The organism is Phenylobacterium sp. FG114 (genome assembly GCF_057809855.1).
On the sequence record NZ_JBMDKU010000005.1, the window covers coordinates 283,494 to 299,983 of the forward strand.

At 68.4% G+C, this 16,490-nt stretch carries 16 protein-coding genes; 2 read left to right on the forward strand and 14 right to left on the reverse strand.

The window, feature by feature from the left end; all coding sequences use genetic code 11:
* Positions 1-18: 18 nt before the first annotated feature.
* The 6 genes from rpoD to ACODSY_RS10880 all read right to left on the reverse strand — a co-directional run bounded on the left by rpoD (position 19) and on the right by ACODSY_RS10880 (position 7,162).
* Positions 19-1,953 (reverse strand): RNA polymerase sigma factor RpoD, encoded by a 1,935-nt coding sequence (gene rpoD / locus ACODSY_RS10855; protein ID WP_488951753.1) that lies wholly within the window; start codon positions 1,951-1,953, stop codon positions 19-21.
* A gap of 446 nt (positions 1,954-2,399) precedes the next feature.
* Positions 2,400-4,319, reverse strand: a complete 1,920-nt coding sequence (gene dnaG / locus ACODSY_RS10860) for a DNA primase (protein WP_488951754.1) — start codon at positions 4,317-4,319, stop codon at positions 2,400-2,402.
* A gap of 255 nt (positions 4,320-4,574) precedes the next feature.
* Entirely contained in the window at positions 4,575-5,435 is an 861-nt protein-coding gene (gene sigJ / locus ACODSY_RS10865) for an RNA polymerase sigma factor SigJ (protein ID WP_488951755.1), read from the reverse strand.
* A gap of 10 nt (positions 5,436-5,445) precedes the next feature.
* Positions 5,446-5,991 carry a hypothetical protein gene (locus ACODSY_RS10870; RefSeq protein WP_488951756.1) on the reverse strand — a complete coding sequence of 182 codons (546 nt, stop codon included), beginning with the start codon at positions 5,989-5,991 and terminating at the stop codon, positions 5,446-5,448.
* Between the two features lie 3 nt (positions 5,992-5,994).
* Positions 5,995-6,354, reverse strand: coding sequence for a hypothetical protein (locus tag ACODSY_RS10875; protein WP_488951757.1), 360 nt, complete (start codon positions 6,352-6,354; stop codon positions 5,995-5,997).
* 109 nt (positions 6,355-6,463) lie between these two features.
* Positions 6,464-7,162: an HAD family hydrolase gene (locus ACODSY_RS10880; RefSeq protein WP_488951758.1), complete on the reverse strand. Its 699-nt coding sequence runs from the start codon at positions 7,160-7,162 to the stop codon at positions 6,464-6,466.
* Between the two features lie 161 nt (positions 7,163-7,323).
* On the opposite strand from ACODSY_RS10880, the gene ACODSY_RS10885 reads away from it, so the two are divergent.
* Entirely contained in the window at positions 7,324-8,448 is a 1,125-nt protein-coding gene (locus tag ACODSY_RS10885; protein WP_488951759.1) for a response regulator, read from the forward strand.
* Here ACODSY_RS10885 and ACODSY_RS10890 read toward each other — a convergent pair.
* Together ACODSY_RS10890 and ACODSY_RS10895 are read right to left on the reverse strand one after the other, a co-directional pair.
* Entirely contained in the window at positions 8,427-8,675 is a 249-nt protein-coding gene (locus ACODSY_RS10890) for a DUF1272 domain-containing protein (protein ID WP_488951760.1), read from the reverse strand. The two genes, ACODSY_RS10885 and ACODSY_RS10890, sit on opposite strands and share 22 nt — an antisense overlap.
* A gap of 63 nt (positions 8,676-8,738) precedes the next feature.
* The gene (locus ACODSY_RS10895) at positions 8,739-9,173 is read right to left on the reverse strand and encodes a DUF1330 domain-containing protein (protein ID WP_488951761.1); all 435 of its coding nucleotides are present in this window, start codon (positions 9,171-9,173) and stop codon (positions 8,739-8,741) included.
* Between the two features lie 77 nt (positions 9,174-9,250).
* On the opposite strand from ACODSY_RS10895, the gene carA reads away from it, so the two are divergent.
* Positions 9,251-10,417, forward strand: coding sequence for a glutamine-hydrolyzing carbamoyl-phosphate synthase small subunit (carA, locus tag ACODSY_RS10900; protein WP_488951763.1), 1,167 nt, complete (start codon positions 9,251-9,253; stop codon positions 10,415-10,417).
* A 9-nt stretch (positions 10,418-10,426) separates the two neighbouring features.
* Here the strand turns inward: carA and ACODSY_RS10905 are convergent, their stop codons facing one another.
* From ACODSY_RS10905 to ACODSY_RS10930, 6 genes are all read right to left on the reverse strand, one after another.
* Positions 10,427-10,894 carry a YbjN domain-containing protein gene (locus ACODSY_RS10905; protein ID WP_488951765.1) on the reverse strand — a complete coding sequence of 156 codons (468 nt, stop codon included), beginning with the start codon at positions 10,892-10,894 and terminating at the stop codon, positions 10,427-10,429.
* Positions 10,895-10,989: 95 nt separating this feature from the next.
* Positions 10,990-11,754, reverse strand: a complete 765-nt coding sequence (locus tag ACODSY_RS10910) for an anti-sigma factor (RefSeq protein ID WP_488951767.1) — start codon at positions 11,752-11,754, stop codon at positions 10,990-10,992.
* The gene (locus ACODSY_RS10915; RefSeq protein WP_488951768.1) at positions 11,751-12,266 is read right to left on the reverse strand and encodes a sigma-70 family RNA polymerase sigma factor; all 516 of its coding nucleotides are present in this window, start codon (positions 12,264-12,266) and stop codon (positions 11,751-11,753) included. Before ACODSY_RS10915 ends, ACODSY_RS10910 begins: the two co-directional genes overlap by 4 nt.
* A gap of 130 nt (positions 12,267-12,396) precedes the next feature.
* On the reverse strand, positions 12,397-12,813 hold the full coding sequence (locus ACODSY_RS10920) for a cupin domain-containing protein (RefSeq protein ID WP_488951770.1): 417 nt from the start codon (positions 12,811-12,813) through the stop codon (positions 12,397-12,399).
* A gap of 45 nt (positions 12,814-12,858) precedes the next feature.
* Positions 12,859-15,804 carry a TonB-dependent receptor domain-containing protein gene (locus ACODSY_RS10925; protein WP_488951772.1) on the reverse strand — a complete coding sequence of 982 codons (2,946 nt, stop codon included), beginning with the start codon at positions 15,802-15,804 and terminating at the stop codon, positions 12,859-12,861.
* Between the two features lie 216 nt (positions 15,805-16,020).
* Entirely contained in the window at positions 16,021-16,251 is a 231-nt protein-coding gene (locus tag ACODSY_RS10930) for a hypothetical protein (protein ID WP_488951774.1), read from the reverse strand.
* Between the last annotated feature and the right edge of the window lie 239 nt (positions 16,252-16,490).

Below are 16,490 nucleotides of genomic sequence, written 5' to 3' on the forward strand. Positions count from 1 at the left end.
GGCGTTTGTTGTTTGCGGCTAGCTGTCCAGGAAGCTCCGCAGCTTCCGCGACCGCGACGGGTGCTTCAGCTTGCGCAGCGCCTTGGCCTCGATCTGGCGGATCCGCTCGCGGGTCACCGAGAACTGCTGGCCCACCTCTTCCAGGGTGTGGTCGGTGTTCATGCCGATGCCGAAGCGCATGCGCAGGACGCGCTCCTCGCGCGGCGTCAGCGACGCCAGCACGCGGGTGGTGGTCTCGCGCAGGTTCGACTGGATGGCCGCGTCGATCGGCAGGACGGCGTTCTTGTCCTCGATGAAGTCGCCCAGGTGGCTGTCCTCCTCGTCCCCGATGGGGGTTTCGAGCGAGATCGGCTCCTTGGCGATCTTCAGGACCTTGCGGACCTTTTCCAGCGGCATCGCCAGCTTTTCGGCCAGCTCCTCCGGGGTCGGCTCGCGGCCGATCTCATGCAGCATCTGGCGGCTGGTGCGGACGATCTTGTTGATCGTCTCGATCATGTGCACCGGGATGCGGATGGTCCGCGCCTGGTCGGCGATCGAGCGGGTGATCGCCTGGCGGATCCACCACGTGGCGTAGGTCGAGAACTTGTAGCCGCGGCGGTATTCGAACTTATCGACCGCCTTCATCAGGCCGATGTTGCCCTCCTGGATCAGGTCCAGGAACTGCAGGCCGCGGTTGGTGTACTTCTTGGCGATGGAGATCACGAGGCGCAGGTTGGCCTCGACCATTTCCTTCTTCGCCTGACGGGCTTCGCGCTCGCCCTTCTGCACCGTCTGGACGATGCGGCGGTAGTCGTCGATGGGAACGCCCGTCTCCTGCGCCAGGGCGGCGATCTCGGAGCGGATGTCGCCGATCTGGCCGGCGTCGTTCTCGGCGAACTTGGTCCAGCGGACGCCCAGGGCCTTCACCTGGTCGCCCCAGTCCGGGCGCATCTCCTGGCCGAAGTAGGCCTTGAGGAACTCGGTGCGGCTGATGCCGTAGCTGTCGGCCAGGCGCAGCAGACGGCCTTCCAGGACCATCAGGCGCTTGTTGATCGCGTAGAGCTGCTCGACCAGCGCCTCGATGCGGTTGTTGTTCAGCTTCAGGGTCTTGAGGTGCTGAACGATGGCGCCCGCCGCCGCCGCATAGGCCGCGCGGTCCTTGTCACCCAGGTCCTCGCCCTTGAGGCGCTGGGACACCAGCTTTTCCTGCAGGAGGCGGAAGGCCTCGAACTCGGCGGCGATGGCGTCCAGGGTCGCCATGACGCCTTCGCGCAGCTCGGCTTCCATCGCGCTGATGGTCGGGCCGGCGCCGTCGTCGAAGTCGTCGTCGCTCTCGCCTTCGCCCTCGGGCTTCTCCTCGCCTTCCGCGGCTTCGGCTTCCTCGGCCGGCTCGGCTTCGGCCGGCGGCGCTTCGGCGGCGGGGTTCTGACCGCCGTAGGTCTGTTCGAGGTCGATCACCTCGCGCAGCAGGATGCGGCCGCCTTCCAGCTCCTCGCGCCACACCATGATGGCTTCGAAGGTCAGCGCGCTCTCGCACAGGCCGCGGATCATGGTGTCGCGGCCGGCCTCGATGCGCTTGGCGATGGCGATTTCGCCTTCGCGCGACAGCAACTCGACCGAGCCCATCTCGCGCAGGTACATCCGGACCGGGTCGTCGGTGCGGTCGTAGGCCGGCTCCTTCGTCGTCTCGACGACGGCCGATTCCTCGCGCACCGCGACTTCGCCGCCCTCGGCGTCGTCCTCGGACTCCACGACGTTGACGCCCATCTCGCTCAGCATGGCGAGGGTGTCTTCGATCTGCTCCGAGGTGACTTCCTCGGACGGCAGGACCTTGTTCAGCTCGTCCATGGTGACGTAGCCGCGGGTCTTTGCCTGCTTGATGAACTTCTTGACCGCCGCATCCGTCAGGTCGAGCAGCGGGCCGTCTCCGCCCGTGGTCTCCGGAGTTTCGGCTTCGGCCGTGTTTGCGCTCATCTAAATCTCCGACGTCGGCAGCCGTCCCATGCAAGGGACGGGCCGAAAATGGTGGGCGACGGCCCTGGATCGAGAGGTCGCGTCAATACGACCCGTAGTCCGTCGAAATCGTTCCCGGTTTCAATCAATGTGGCAGTGGATACGCATCGAGGCGACTTCCGGACGTCGCCACGCAGGTGTCCCGCCGCGAAGGAGGCCCTTCGCCGCGCCCTGTGGCGTCGTCCGCACGCGGCGGCGCGACCACTGGGATTTCCGCACACGAGGGAGACATCATCATCCGCGTGGGGGGCGCGTCCGAAACCGCAACGGCCCATCGATGTCTGTCGTTAGCGCGCTAAATCCGCAGGACGGCAGATGGCGCGTGACACGCTCAGTGTCAAGACAGGCGGCCTCCCGACAGGAGACGCAGAGCGGACATTTCGCCACATGCGCGGCGATCGGCGAGGTCAATGTGGGAGAACCGGAGCTCCACCGTCATCCTGGGTCCAGTCGCTGTTGATCAGCTTGCGCAGGTGGTCCCGCTCGGCCTTCAGCGGGACCAGCGCGCTCACGGCCGAGGGGTCGCGGCCCACGTCGCTCAGCGTCCCTTCCACCGCGCGTTCCAGGGCCTCGAGCTGCATCAGCAGTTCGAACGCCTGGCGCCAAAGCACACGGGTCCGGTCGCGGGCGGCGTTGGGATCCAGGAACGGCGCCGCCACGCCCGCCTTGCTGGCGTCGCGGTTCATGCGCGCGATCATCTCGTCGTCCACGCCCCGGGCGCGCAACCGGCGCAGCACCACGTCGAAATCCGCGTCGTCGGCCTCGTAGCGGAGTTGCACCAGCTCATGGGCGATGCGGTCCAGCTTCTCGTCGCCGAAGCCCCGCGAGCCGACCAGCTCGATGGAGTCGTCGATGATGCCGGGATCGTGCAGCGCCGCCTTGGCCAGGGCCGCCGCTAGCGGCCGGGCCGACTGCTTCAGCTCGCTCGCCGCCGTCCTCGCCTCGGGCGTGGCGCCGGCCAGCGCCGCCTTGCGCTTGGCCCAGCCGTGCTTGGCCAGCGCCCGGCCCGCCGCGCCCGGTTCATAGACCGGCGGCGCGTTCCGGGGCGACAGGGCCTCGAACCGGCCCAGCAAGTCCTCCTTGTAGGCGGCGGCCAAGTCGCCGTCGGCGATCGTCGCGGCCAGCTTGCGCAGCCGCACCTTCAGCGCCGTCTTCCGCTCGGGCGTGTCCAGCGGCTCGGCGTCGCGCTCGCGGATGAACAGCGCCTCGGCGAAGGCGGTGGTCTGCGAGAGCTGCTGCTTCAGCACCGCCGGCCCCTGCTCGCGCAGCACGTCGTCGGGGTCCTTGCCGCCCTCGACGATCGCGAAGCGGAAGCTCTTGCCAGGCTTCAGCAAAGGCAGCGCCCGGTCCATGGACCGGGCTGCGGCCTGCCGGCCCGCCCGGTCGCCGTCGAAGCACAATGTCGGCTCCGGATGGTAGCGCCACAGCACCTCCATCTGATCCTCGCCCAGGGCCGTGCCCATGGCGGCCACCGCGGGCACGCCTGCCCGCTGGCACGCGATCACGTCCATGTAGCCTTCGACGACGACCAGCGGCAGGTCCTCGTCCGCCTTCGCCGCCGCCAGGATCTTGCGCGCCTCCGAGAGGCCGTACAGCTGGTGACCCTTGTGGAAGACCACCGTCTCCGGGCCGTTCAGGTACTTGGCGCGGGCCTGCGGATCCATCGCCCGGCCGCCGAACGAGACCACCCGGCCGCGCACGTCCAGGATCGGGAAGATGATCCGGTCGCGGAACCGGTCGTAAGGCGCGCCGCCGTCCTCCGGCGCGATCAGCAGGCCGGCGTCCACCAGTTCGGCCGGCTTGGCGCCCTTGGTGACGAGGTAGTCCTTCAGCGCCGTGCGGCCGGCGGGCGAGAAGCCGATCCGGAACCGGGGCCACTCCTTGTCGGGCAGCCCGCGCTTCTCGAGGTAGGCTCGGGCCTCGCGGCCGGGCGGCCGCTTCAGCTCGGCCTCGAACCACTGCGCCGCCAGCTCCAGCCAGTCGGCCAGCCCCTGGCGCTGCTTCTCCTGTTCGGCGCCCCGCGGGTCCACCGCCGGCAGCGGCACGCCGGCCTCCGCCGCCAGCCGCTCGACCGCCTCGGCGAAGGTCAGCCGTTCTGTCTCCTGCAGGAAGGTGATCAGGTCGCCGGTCTTGCCGGACGAGAAGTCGAAGAACTGGCCCTTGTCGTCGTTCACATAGAACGAGGGCGTCTTTTCCTTGTTGAACGGTGACAGGCCCACGTACTCGCGGCCCTGCTTGCGCAGCTTCACCGTGCGGCCGATGACGTCGCTCGGCCGAAGCCGCGACTTCACCTCCTCCAGGAACCGCTCGTCAAACCGCCCGACCATCTTGGATGCCTTCCCATCCCACGCCGTTATGCGCGAGTGGGCTGCCGATCAGCCTCGTGGATGCGCTGATTCGGATTGTTGGCGACTTGTGGATGACCTGTGCGTCATTTCCGGACGGCCAACTCATCTGCTCGTCATCCCCGGGCTTGACCTGGGGGGATCCATTCCAGTGCGCCGGAAAGCGTAGCGCCCGCGCCGCGCGGCCCGTTGAACGGCCGGGTCGAGCCCGCCCATGACGAGCCTGGAGATGGGAACTCACATCACATGCGTGAGCTTGTCCGGGTTCCGCACGGCGTAGACCGCCGCGATCTTGCCGTCCTCGCCGGGTTCGAAGGCGAAGGTCGCCGGGCCGTCCTCAAGCTGGATCAGGAAGCCCGGGTAGCCATTCACCCGCACCGCGACGATGTCGCCCACCCATTGCGGGCCATGCCGCCAGCGCAGGCGCTCCAGCAGCCGGATGATGTCCTCGCGGCCGACCATGACACGCAGCGCCGCGGCGCGTTTGCCGCCACCGTCCGACACCATGATGGCGTCCTGGGCCAGGAGTTGGGTCAGCGTCTTGGTGTCGGCGGTCCGAGACGCGGCCATGAAGGCCGTGGCCAGTTGCATCACCCGATCCTGGTCCACCTTGAACCGCGGGCGCGCGTCCTGGACGTGCTGGCGGGCGCGGGCGGCGAGCTGGCGGATCGCGGGCTCGGTGCGCTCCAGGGTCTCGGCGATCTGGCCATAGTCCTGGTCGAAGACGTCGTGCAGCAGAAACACCGCCCGCTCCAGCGGCGACAGCCGCTCGAGGGCCAACAGGAAGGCCACCGACACCTCCTCGGCCTTTTCCACCGGATCATCAGCCAGCGGCTCGATCAGCGGCTCGGGCAGCCAGGGTCCCTTGTAGGCCGCGCGCTCGGCCTTGGCGGCCCGCAGGCGGTCGATGCAGAGGCGCGTCGTCGCCCGCACCAACCAGGCCGCCGGGTCGGTGACGCCCTCCCCGGCCCGTCGCCAGCGCAGCCACGCGTCCTGCACCGCGTCCTCGGCCTCGGTGACCGAGCCGAGCATGCGATAGGCCAGCCGCTTCAGCCGCTGGCGGTTGGCCTCGAAGGCGTCGGTGAGCGCCGGGTGCATGGCCGCCACCCTACGCCGCGATCCGGAGCGGCGCGACGGTCTCGCCGGCCACCTTCACACGCGAACAGCTCTTGCCGTAGCCCAGGGCGTACTTGAGCGTCGGGTACATGCGCGACGACACCAGTGCGAGGCTGATGGCCACCAGCGCCTTGTCGCCCCACCGCCGGACGATCTCGTCGCGCAACGGATCGCAGGCTTCCATGTCACGCGCCAGGCTGGCCTGGGCGAAGCGGTAGCCGAGCGACGCGGTCTCGCCCATGCCTTCCAGGTCGCCGGCGATGACCGCTCGCAGCACCTTGGGGTCCACGCCGTTGGCGGTCGCGATGTCCACGCCCACCTGCACGCAGGGCCCGCAATCCTCGGTCAGGGTGCCGTACAGCCCGGCGGCGATCAGGGCCTCGGGCGGCGCCGCATGGCGGTCGGGCGCCTGGGTTCCCAGGCTGAACTTGAACAGGCTGCCGGGATTCACGCGCAGCACGTGGCGCATGTAGCTGGCGTCGTAGTTGAAGGTCCTCTCGAACTTGTCGAGGTAGCGGGCCAGGAACAGCTTCAGCATCGGTCAGGCTCCCTTTGGCTTGCGGAGCAGCGACAGCGCCAGGGGGATCGCGGCGAAGACGTAGATCGCCAGGAAGTCGCGCTTGAAGTCGGCCAGCGGGTCATTCCCGCAGGTGGCGTCATAGACGTGGATTGCGGCGTGGATCGTCAGCCAAGCCGCCGTCGCCGCCATCGCCGCCCAGCCCTGCGCCGGCCGCCACGCGAACCAGCCCATGCCCAGCGCGCCCATCAGATAGACGGCGCCGATGTCGCGGACGAAGTGGGGATTGAACGGCCCTGTCTGCGGCACGCCCGGCACCGCGTCATACCAGGGCAACGGAGCGAACAGCATGACGACGCCGTTCGCCGCGAAGATCAGGGCCATCAGCCCAGCCAGATATCGATCCCAGTGGCGCACTCGCGGCCTCCGTCCCTTTTGCGCCTAGGACGGAGCGGCGCGCGAGGCTGTGACATCAGCGCGCGAAGTTTTTTCCTCAGGCCTGCGACGCCAGCCACCCCGGCAGTTCGGAAATCGTCTTCAGTTCCACCAGACGCGGATGGTGGGCCGGGGCTTCGGCGACCTCGTGGGCCCAGGTGATGTGGTAGGGGATGTAGACGCCCCAGCTCCCGGCCTCGAGCGCGGGTAGCACGTCTGAGCGCATGGAGTTGCCCACCATCGCTGCCTCGCCCGCGCCGGTGCCGTAGCGGTCGAAGACGCGGGAGTAGGTCGAGGCGTCCTTCTCGCTGACGATCTCGACGGCGGCGAACAGGTCGCCCAGGCCCGAGGCGGCCAGCTTCTGCTCCTGGTGCAGCAGGTCGCCCTTGGTGATGAGCACCAGCCGGTAGCCGGCCTCGGACAGGTCGGCGAGCGCTTGGTCCACGCCCGGCAGCGGCTCGACCGGCTCGGACAGCATCTCGCGGCCGGCCGCCAGGATGTCGGCGATCAGGCGGCCGGGCGGCTCGCCGTCGGTCAGCTCCATCGCCGTCTCGATCATCGACAGCGTGAAGCCCTTCACGCCGTAGCCGTAGAGCCGCAGGTTCCGCTTCTCCACCTCGGCCAGCCTGGCGTTGGTCGTGTCGTGGTCGGCGAACTCGGACAGCATCTCGCGCAGCCGATCCTGGGTCAGCCGGAAGATCGTCTCGTTGTGCCAGAGCGTGTCGTCGGCATCGAGGCCGACCGTGGTGATGCGCATGGTCGCTCCCATACGGCCGCCGGCCCGGCCTGCGCAATCCGCGGGCGCCGCGTGCAAGGCTCCTGGGCGCCGCGACCCATTCCTTTGCAGCGTAAGCGATTGCCAGCTTCTGGCGCCCCTCGCGCCGCATTCTCACCCGCAGGTGATTCTGGAGACCATCGATGTCGGGAGGCGGTCTCAGGGGCTGGATCGCGCGGCTGACGGGAGCGGCCGCGCTCGCCGAAGCGCGCACGCAGGCCGAGCGCGCGGAGGCGCGGCTGCGCGACGCCATCGATGCGATTCCCGAGGGTGTGGTCTTCCTGGACGCCGGCGGGCGCTACATCCTCTGGAACCGCCGCTACGCGGAAATCTACCATCGCTCGGCCGACCTGTTCCGGCCCGGCGCCCGGCTCATCGACACCCTGCGCGAGGGCGTCCGGCGCGGCGACTATCCCGACGCCATCGGCCGTGAGGAGGTGTGGCTGGCCACCCGTGAGGCCAAGCTCGCCACCGCCACCGGGGAACGTCACGAGCAGCAGGTCGCCGACGGCCGCTGGCTGATGATCGAGGAGCGGCGCACCTCGGACGGTGGGGTCATCGGCCTGCGAGTGGACATCACCGAGATGAAGCGTCAGGCCGAGGCGCTGGAGCAGGCCCTGGCCCACGCCGAGGCCGCCCAGCGGGCCAAGGCCGAATTCCTGGCCGACATGAGCCACGAGCTGCGGACGCCCCTGAACGGGGTGACCGGCCTGGCCCAGGCGCTGGAGGCCACCGCCTTGTCACCCGACCAGCGAAGTCTCGTATCGGACATCCAGGCGGCGGCGCGCCAGCTCGACCGGCTGGTCAGCGGTCTGCTCGACTACGGCGACGCCGACCTCGCGCCCGACGAGCGCCCCCACGCCGCGCCCGACCGGCCGCTCAAGGTGCTCGCCGCCGACGACAACCCGACCAACCGAAAGGTCATCGAGCTGATGCTGGAGGCCGCGGGCGTTCAGGTGGTCACCGTCGAAAACGGCTACGAGGCGGTCGAGGCCTGGCGGGGCGGCGGCTTCGATGCCGTGCTGATGGACCTGCGGATGCCGGTAACTGACGGCCTGGCGGCCATCCGCGCCATCCGGTCCGAGGAACAGGCGGGGGGCCGGCCACGGACACCCACCATCGTGCTGTCGGCGAACACCTCGCCCGACGACCGCGCCGCCAGCGCCGCGGCGGGCGCGGACGGCCACATCGCCAAGCCGATCCGGGTCGAGGCCCTGTTCGGCGCGCTGGAAAGCGCGCTCGACGCTCAGGCTGCGCAGGCCTTGTGAGGCTTGGTCACTCGCTCGGTCGACGCCGGGAAGCGCGCGAGGGCGCCTGGCGGGCGGATCGGCCGCGCTGCGAAGTTGCCGCCGCAGTTCGGACAGGCGCCGCCGCCGAGGCGGTTGTCCACGCAATCGGCGCAGAAGGTGCATTCGAAAGTGCAAATGCGGGCGAGCGGGCTGTCGGCCGGAAGATCGCGGTCGCAGCATTCGCAGTTGGGGCGGAGGGCGAGCATGACCCGAAAATGCGCCAGGGCCGGATTGGCTGAAATGCCAAGTTTCCCTCGCTTTCAGCCAGCTTACTCGCCGAAGCCCTCGCCGGGCTCGCGGATCGGTTCCAGGCGTAAAAGGCGCGAGTCGGCGACGCCCGCGGTGCGATGGGCGACCAGCTCGCGGTACTCCGGGTCGCGGACCATCTCGATGAAGGCGGCCGAGGTCGGATACTCCGCGATGAAGGCGATGTCCCAGGCCTCCGAACCCGGCCCGGTCACCATCACCTGCGGCTTGCCGGCCCAAACCTGCTTTCCGCCCACCCGTTTGAAGATGTGCGCCGTGGTGCGCCCATAGGCGCGGTAGGCGTCGAGGCCCGTCAGGCCCTTGCCGTGATCGGTGTGACCTTCCGGATATTCCGCCGACGGCTTCAGCTTCACCAGGTTCAGCATCTGGATGGGCTGGTCGCGCGGCAGGCCCTTGAAGACCTCCCAGGCCTCGCGGTCCGGATCGATATAGGCCATAGGTCCCCCGCGTCGCATTGACCCCGCGTCCGGGACTCACTACCTACGCCGCCGTTTGCCTACAAGGAGCCCTACACATGTCGCGTGAACTGCTGCCTGGCGTCACCGGCGTGCTGGTGCTGGCCGACGGGACTGTCCTGCAAGGGATTGGCGTCGGCGCGGTTGGGGAAGCCGTGGGCGAGGTGTGCTTCAACACCGCCATGACCGGCTACCAGGAGATCCTGACCGACCCCTCCTACATGGCCCAGATCGTGGCCTTCACCTTCCCGCACGTGGGCAACGTCGGAACGAACGTCGAGGACATCGAGCAGATGTCGGGGTCGGCCGAGACCGCGGCGCGCGGCGCGATCTTCCGCGACCTGCCGACCAAGCCCGCGAACTGGCGGGCCGACAGCGACCTCGAGACCTGGATGAGCCGCCGCGGCGTCATCGGCCTGGCCGGCGTCGACACCCGCGCCCTGACCCGCTCCATCCGCGAGCACGGCATGCCGCATGGCGTGATCGCCCACCACCCAGAGGGCAAGTTCGACATCGACGCCCTGGTCGCCAAGGCCAAGGCCTGGTCGGGCCTGGAGGGCCTGGACCTCGCCAAGGACGCTTCGTGCCTGCAGCCCTTCACCTATGACGAGGGCCTCTGGGACTGGAACGGCGGTTACGCCAAGCCGGGCCAGCCGAAGTACGAAGTCGTGGTCGTCGACTACGGCGTGAAGCGCAACATCCTGCGCGCCCTGACCTCGGTGGGCGCCCACGTCACCGTGGTGCCGGCCAAGACCACGGCCGAGGAGATCCTGGCCCGCAACCCGGACGGCGTCCTGCTGTCGAACGGCCCCGGCGACCCGGCGGCCACGGGTGAATATGCGGTGCCCGAGATCAAGAAGCTGGTCGACAGCGGCAAGCCGGTGTTCGGCATCTGCCTGGGCCACCAGATGCTGTCGCTGGCGCTCGGCGCCAAGACCGTGAAGATGGATCAGGGCCACCACGGGGCCAACCATCCCGTGAAGGACCTGACGACTGGCAAGGTCGAGATCGTCTCAATGAACCACGGCTTCACGGTGGACCGCGACAGCCTGCCCGAGCCGGTGGTCGAGACCCACGTCTCGCTGTTCGACGGCACCAATGCCGGCCTGGCCCTCAAGGACCGCCCGGTCTTCTCGATCCAGCACCACCCCGAAGCCTCGCCCGGCCCCACCGACAGCCTCTACCTCTTCGAGCGCTTCGCGGGCTTCATGGACAAGGCGAAGTAGGCACGGCGCCTACCAGCCGATGTGCTCGAGCATCTCCGGCAGGAACTGGACGAAGATGTCCAGGTCGTCCTGCAGCGCCTCGTAGGTTCCGCCAGGGGCCAGGTTGGCGTCGTAGGCGAAGATCGGGTCGCCGCTCTTGTCCAGATAGACCCGGATATAGCGCTTCTGGAGGTTCCAGGCGTTGGCCTTGTCGGCGCTCAGCGGCTCCTTCATGTCGAAGCTGGCCACGAACTGGACGGCCCGGCACTTGGCCTTGTCGCAGTCGTACAGGTCGAGGTCGAAATTGATCCCGTCCTTGCTGGTCGAGACGTAGGGCTCGCCCTGGTCGGTCTTCTCGATCTTCGCGTCGAAGCCCGCGCTCTTCACGAACGCCAGCAGTTCCTCCACGGTCAGGCCAGCGTCCGGGATCGGCCGCGCCTGCGCCGCGCCTGCGCCGAGGGCCAAGGCGGCCAGCGCCGCCAACATCGCTCGCTTCATCACTCGTCCCCATCGCCAAGGCGCAGACGTTTCGCACGGCGCGAACCCTTGGCCACGCCATGCGCGCGCCGAAACGTCTTCAGGCGATTCTCAGCCTAGAGCCTGGACAGCTGGCCGACGCCGATGACCGGACCCGAGGGCCCGTTCGGGTTCTTCGAGCCGCCCGGCGGTTCGAGCGACACGGCCAGGGCCGCGCCCGCCGCCATCTTGGCCATCACCTCGGTCGGGAGCGCGATGACCTTGGCCTTGCCCGATTCCACCAGACCCAGGGACTTGGGGTTGTCCTGGCCGGCGATCAGCCAAAGCTCGTGCACCTTGTCGCGGTCGGAGCCTTCCGGCAGCAGCGAGGTGACGATCAGCGCCTTGCGGTCCGGATCGTACGACGCGGTGAACAGCGGCTGGACCTTGGAGTCCTGGCTGACGACGCTGGCGGCCAGCAGCTGGCCCTGCGGCGCCACCGGCACCTGGCGTTCCACCACCACCGGCGGCTGGTTCACCTGCACCATGACGCCGGCGAGGCTGGCCGCGGCCAGGGCGAAGCCGCCCACGGCGGTGTTCCGCCAGAAGCGTACGCGGTTCATGAGGCTCGCGCTGTTGTCGTTGGCCGGCCGCGCGCCGCTGTCGCTGTTGGCGGGCAGCAGGCGTTCGATCCGCGGCCACAGGCCGGCGGGGGCCGGCACCGATTCGACGCTGTCGATCATCGGCGCCAGGCGCGCGCGCCAGGCCTCCACATCGGCGGCGAAGGCCGGTTCGCGGGCCATGCGGGCCTCGGCCTCGGCCCGTTCGCGAGCGCTCAGCACACCCAGCGCGTGCTCGGCGGCGAAGGCTTCGTCTTCGGTCAGGTCTGGGGCTTCGCTCATGACTGGAGGCACCCCTTCAGCTTCGCTAGTCCCCGACGGATCCAACTCTTAACGGTGCCCAGCGGAGCATCCATGCGCTTGGCTAAGGCTTCGTAAGTGACGCCGTCAAAAAATGCGGTGCGGATCACCGACTGGGTGCGATCGTCCAGCTCGGACAGGCATCCGGCCAAGCGGTTGCGGTCGTCGGCGGCGGACAGCAACGTCTCGGCGCTGTCCTGGCCATCCGCGATTTCCAGCTCGTCCACCGGCTCGGCGTAGGCCATCGGCCCCCGCGCCCGCAGGCGGTCGATCGCCCGGTTCCGCGCGATGGTGGACACCCAGGTCATCACGCTCGCGCGGGCGCCGTCGAAACGGTCGGCCCGTCGCCATATGGTGACGTACACGTCCTGCAAAACGTCCTCACTCTCCTCGCGGTCGGAGAGGATACGAAGGCAGACGCCAAAAAGCTTCGCGGAGGTGGCCTGGTACAATTGTCGCAGGGCCTCACGCTCGCCGTTGGCGATACGCGTCATAAGTGGTGAGAGGCTGTCGGTAGTCGTGGCGGCGGCGGCCAAGGCAGTCCCTTGAGGTTACGTCGCCCGGTCGGCGAACTCATTGTGGCGAAGCTGCCCGTCTCGCGCTGAAGACGCAAGCGCTCCCGTATCAGGGGTTCCTGGGAATCGTGACGGCCGCGCCGGGCGGGGCCTGGTCGATGGTGAGCAAGCGGACCGGCTGGTCGCCGACGACCTTGGTCTCGTGCCACTGGTCCACCGCATCGACCAGCCAATCGCCGGCCGCGATCTCCCGCACCTCACCCGTGTCGAGGTTGGTGACCTTCATGCGGCCCGCCAGCACGTTCACCAGCCGCGGGTAAGGGTGCTTATGGGCCGCGATGCCGCCGCCTGCGGGGATCACGCCCTGGGTGATGGTGTAGCGCACCTCGCCCTGGGCAGCGCGAATCGGCTGGCCCGACAGCGTTGCGTCCACGGTGACCGGCTTGCCGGGCTCGGGCGGAACCTGGGCCGCTGCCGGGGCGGCCAGCATAAGAACGAAGGTGAGCGTGGCGGAGGCGTGACGCATGGAGCCGACGTTGCCCCATGCGCCACGCGCCGCCAATGCCGGAAGCTAGAACCGCGCCCGCAGGCCCGCGAACAGATAGCGGCCGAAGATGTCGTACGACGCGTCGCCGGCGATCGCACCGTTGCCGGTCAGGCCGACCGGGATGGTCTTGTCGAAGATGTTGTTCACACCCACGAACGCCTCCATCTCGCCGCCGACCGCCTCGAAGCGGTACTTGGCGATCAGGTCGTGGTACCAGACGCTCTCGACATAGGGACGGTCGTTCCGCTCCAGCGTCCGCTCCTTGTTACGGCGCGACCGGTCGAGGAACTGGCTCTCCCACGTCAGCGTCACCGGCCCCTGCGCGTAGCTGAGGCTGGAGATGAACGACCAGCGCGGATTGCCAATCTCGGCCTCCTGGCGGTCGACGGTTTCCGGGAAGTCCTGGAACGCGAACTGGCGCAGCTTCTCGATGTAGTTGAGCGTCACCGAGGCGGTGATCCGTCCGTCCAGGCGGCTGAGCGCGCCCATGCCCGACGTCCAGTCGCCCACGCCGCGATTGTACGACGCCTGCAGGTCGTAACCCGCCGTCGCGAGCTTGGCCTGGTTCAGGTAGGTCGACAGGTAGGAGGTGATCTGCCGCGTGGCCGGGTCGCGGATGATCAGGTCGCAGTATTCGGTGGCGAGCGCCGGGCCGTCGACGCACTTGTCGGCGGCGTCCTGCGGGTCGAGGAAGCTGATCGCGTCGCGGATGACGATGTCATAGTAGTCCAGAGACAGCGAGAAGCCGGGCAGGAAGCGCGGCTGGGCGATGAAGCCCACCGTCCAGGTCTCGGCGCGTTCGGGCCGCAGGTCCTGGTTGCCGCTCGTCACCCCGGCGAACTGGTTGTCGGTGGCCTGGTCGAAGGCGACGCCCAGGGCCGCGCAGTTGGCTGCCCGGTTCGGGTTGGCGGTGATCGACGAAGCTTCGCAAGGGTCGAACACGCCGCTGAAGCCCGGCGTGGCCGGCAGGAACGCCTCGGTGATGTTCGGCGCGCGCGTCGCCTTAGAATAGGTCCCGCGGAACGTGAGGTCTCGCACCGGCGCCCAGGTGCCGCGCAGCATGTAGGCCGTGGCGTTCCCGGCATGGCTGTAGTCAGCCTGCCGGATCGCCGCGTTCAGGGTCAGCTCGTGCGCGAAGGGCGCATCGCGCAGAATCGGCGCCTCGGCCTCGAGGAAGGCCTCCTTCACCTCGAAGCCCCCGAAGGCGTCGGGCTGAGCCGCGCTCTCGCTGAGCCCGCTCTTCACGAACGGGTCGTTGATGTTCTTGCTTTCCTCGCGCCGCCATTCGAAGCCGCCGGCGAACTTCAGCGCCCCGCCCGGAAGGCTGAAGAAGCGCGAGCTGTCGAACGTCGCCGTCGCGCTCGCCACCTGCTGGGTGATCGTGTGGGTGCGCAGCTCCTCGAAGGTGACGTAGTCCATCGCCGCGCGGCTGTTCTGGGCCCCGAACAGGTTGAACGGCACGCAGGTCTCGCTCGTGCCCCCGTCCGGCGGCGCATAGCCGGCATACTGGGCCGACGGCACGTCCTTGCGGCAGCGGATCTGGCCGCTGGCGGGATCGACCACCGCGTCGATCGCGGCGTTGAAGTTGCCCGGGATCAGGCCGTTGAAGCCCCGGAAGCGGTTCTTGGTCCGGCCGAAGTTGTACGACACGTCCCACTTCACGTCCGAGAAGCCCGCGTCGAAATCGCCGTCCAGCTGCAGCACCGTGCGGAAGGTGCGCCGGCGGGTGTTGGCGTTACGGCCGCCGATGTCCTGGTTGATCCGGTCCACGTAGAAGACGCTGTCCGGGTTCTGGTCGAGGATCGCGCGCAGGCCGGGCGTGATGAACGCGTTGTCGTTGTCGAGCAGGTACTCGAAGGTCGTGAACGACGAGCTGAACGTGTCCAGCGTCTTGGTCTCGACCAGCTTCAGGTCGCCCCGGAAGCGGATGTTCGGCGTGACCTGGTAGCGGAAGGTCCCGTATGCGCCATAGCGCGTGGTGCGGGGAACCAGCGTCGTTTCCTCATCCTGTGAGTAGCAGACCGGGCACGGCTGGGCGAAGGAGCCGTAGAACAGGTTGTTCGTGCCCGTCCGCGGAGGATAGGCCACCGGATTGCCCGCGGCGTCGAAGCCGGTGACGGGCGCCAGCGTGTTGGCGTCGATCAGCGAGCCATACTTGTGGAAGTACTCCGTCTGCACGTACGGGCGGTAGAGGAAGTCGGGGATGCCGTCGGCGGGGCCGGTGTTGGCGGGGTTCTCGACGATGGCCCAGTCGGCCAGCCCGTCGATCTGGGTCGCCCGCACCCGCTCCTGCTTGTCGGCGAACAGCGTCAGGGTCGCGTTGCCCCGATCGTCCGCGAAGTTCCAGCCGCCGGTGCCCGAGACGGAATAGTTCTGGCCATAGTTCCCGTTGAGCGGCTGGCCGCCCTGAACGTTGAACTCATAGCCCTCGAAGTTGTCCTTCAGGATGATGTTGATCACGCCTGAGACCGCATCCGAGCCGTAGATGGCCGATGCGCCGCCGGTGATCACGTCGACCCGCTCGACCAGCGCCGTCGGAATGGTGTTGAGGTCGACGGCCGTGTCGCCGGCGTCGCCGCCCACGTGCCGCTGGCCATTGACGAGAGTCAGGGTGCGGGCGGTGCCCAGGCTGCGCAGATCGGGGAAGCTCAGCCCGCCCACGTTGGCGCCCGAGTCGGAGTTGGCCCGGACTGTCCCGGTCGACGCCAAAGCGGGGAGTTGCGCCAGCACGTCGCCCAGGCTGGTCGTCCCCGAGTTGCGGATCGCCTCCTGGGTGATCGTCGTAATCGGCGTGGGCTGTTCGTAGTTCGGCCGCGCGATGCGCGAACCCGTCACCACCAGCTCATCCACCGTCGCCGATCCGGGAGCCGGCGTCGTCGCCTGCGCGTTGGCGGCGCCAGGCGCGATGGCGGCGGCCACCAGACCGGACAACAGGGTTCCGGCTAGCAGCCGCGTCTTATTCGAATTCATCGTAATCCCCATGGTGGCGGGGATGTTTTCGTCGCAATCCCCGCTGTTCGAGGGGCTACGTTTCTAGAACTGTTACAATTCCGTCAAGTTATCGTCACATACGGTCAAGCTTAGGGCCAAAGCTTGACTGTAAGATGCGATGCAGGTCGAGTGGATGTCGCGCGAACGCTCGGCGCGAACTGCGCCGCTGCAGGCGTAACCTGAACGTCGTTCGATTTAAGCAGCAGTCGCCTTCAACGTCGCCTTGCGAGTTGCGGCGCGCTTTTCCTTGGCGCGCTCCAGGCGCGCCTCCTTGCGCTGGTCGGCCTCGGTCTCCAGCGCCGGCAACAGCTCGGCAGCCGCGGCCTTCTGCTTGTCGTCGCCCTGCTCGCTCAGGCGCCGGGCGTTCGTCAGCAGGTTCACGACCTCTTCGTCGCTGAGGGTCGGGATTCTGTCGAGCAGGCTCATGGCGTCTCCGCGTGTCTTCGGGCGCCGAACGCCGACGCCTCATGGGATAGAGCCCGACGCCACCGTTAGTTGCGTGATTCGAAAGAGAAATTTCCGGGAACCAAAAGCGATTTGCGGAACTGTGACGGTCCGCCCCGTGAGTCCGCTTGCACCATCCGGCTCACCTCTCTATTTGGGCGCCTTAACCTGCAGTTCTGACCTTTGTCGGCGCGCCCTTTCATGCGCGGCCGCCTCTTCGC

Excerpts from the sequence above, each read along its gene's own strand:
- rpoD (WP_488951753.1), bottom strand. The coding sequence starts at position 1,953 with ATGAGCGCAAACACGGCCGAAGCCGAAACTCCGGAGACCACGGGCGGA.
- dnaG (WP_488951754.1), bottom strand. The coding sequence starts at position 4,319 with ATGGTCGGGCGGTTTGACGAGCGGTTCCTGGAGGAGGTGAAGTCGCGG.
- sigJ (WP_488951755.1), bottom strand. The coding sequence starts at position 5,435 with ATGCACCCGGCGCTCACCGACGCCTTCGAGGCCAACCGCCAGCGGCTG.
- ACODSY_RS10870 (WP_488951756.1), bottom strand. The coding sequence starts at position 5,991 with ATGCTGAAGCTGTTCCTGGCCCGCTACCTCGACAAGTTCGAGAGGACC.
- ACODSY_RS10875 (WP_488951757.1), bottom strand. The coding sequence starts at position 6,354 with ATGGCCCTGATCTTCGCGGCGAACGGCGTCGTCATGCTGTTCGCTCCG.
- ACODSY_RS10880 (WP_488951758.1), bottom strand. The coding sequence starts at position 7,162 with ATGCGCATCACCACGGTCGGCCTCGATGCCGACGACACGCTCTGGCAC.
- ACODSY_RS10885 (WP_488951759.1), top strand. The coding sequence starts at position 7,324 with ATGTCGGGAGGCGGTCTCAGGGGCTGGATCGCGCGGCTGACGGGAGCG.
- ACODSY_RS10890 (WP_488951760.1), bottom strand. The coding sequence starts at position 8,675 with ATGCTCGCCCTCCGCCCCAACTGCGAATGCTGCGACCGCGATCTTCCG.
- ACODSY_RS10895 (WP_488951761.1), bottom strand. The coding sequence starts at position 9,173 with ATGGCCTATATCGATCCGGACCGCGAGGCCTGGGAGGTCTTCAAGGGC.
- carA (WP_488951763.1), top strand. The coding sequence starts at position 9,251 with ATGTCGCGTGAACTGCTGCCTGGCGTCACCGGCGTGCTGGTGCTGGCC.
- ACODSY_RS10905 (WP_488951765.1), bottom strand. The coding sequence starts at position 10,894 with ATGAAGCGAGCGATGTTGGCGGCGCTGGCCGCCTTGGCCCTCGGCGCA.
- ACODSY_RS10910 (WP_488951767.1), bottom strand. The coding sequence starts at position 11,754 with ATGAGCGAAGCCCCAGACCTGACCGAAGACGAAGCCTTCGCCGCCGAG.
- ACODSY_RS10915 (WP_488951768.1), bottom strand. The coding sequence starts at position 12,266 with ATGACGCGTATCGCCAACGGCGAGCGTGAGGCCCTGCGACAATTGTAC.
- ACODSY_RS10920 (WP_488951770.1), bottom strand. The coding sequence starts at position 12,813 with ATGCGTCACGCCTCCGCCACGCTCACCTTCGTTCTTATGCTGGCCGCC.
- ACODSY_RS10925 (WP_488951772.1), bottom strand. The coding sequence starts at position 15,804 with ATGAATTCGAATAAGACGCGGCTGCTAGCCGGAACCCTGTTGTCCGGT.
- ACODSY_RS10930 (WP_488951774.1), bottom strand. The coding sequence starts at position 16,251 with ATGAGCCTGCTCGACAGAATCCCGACCCTCAGCGACGAAGAGGTCGTG.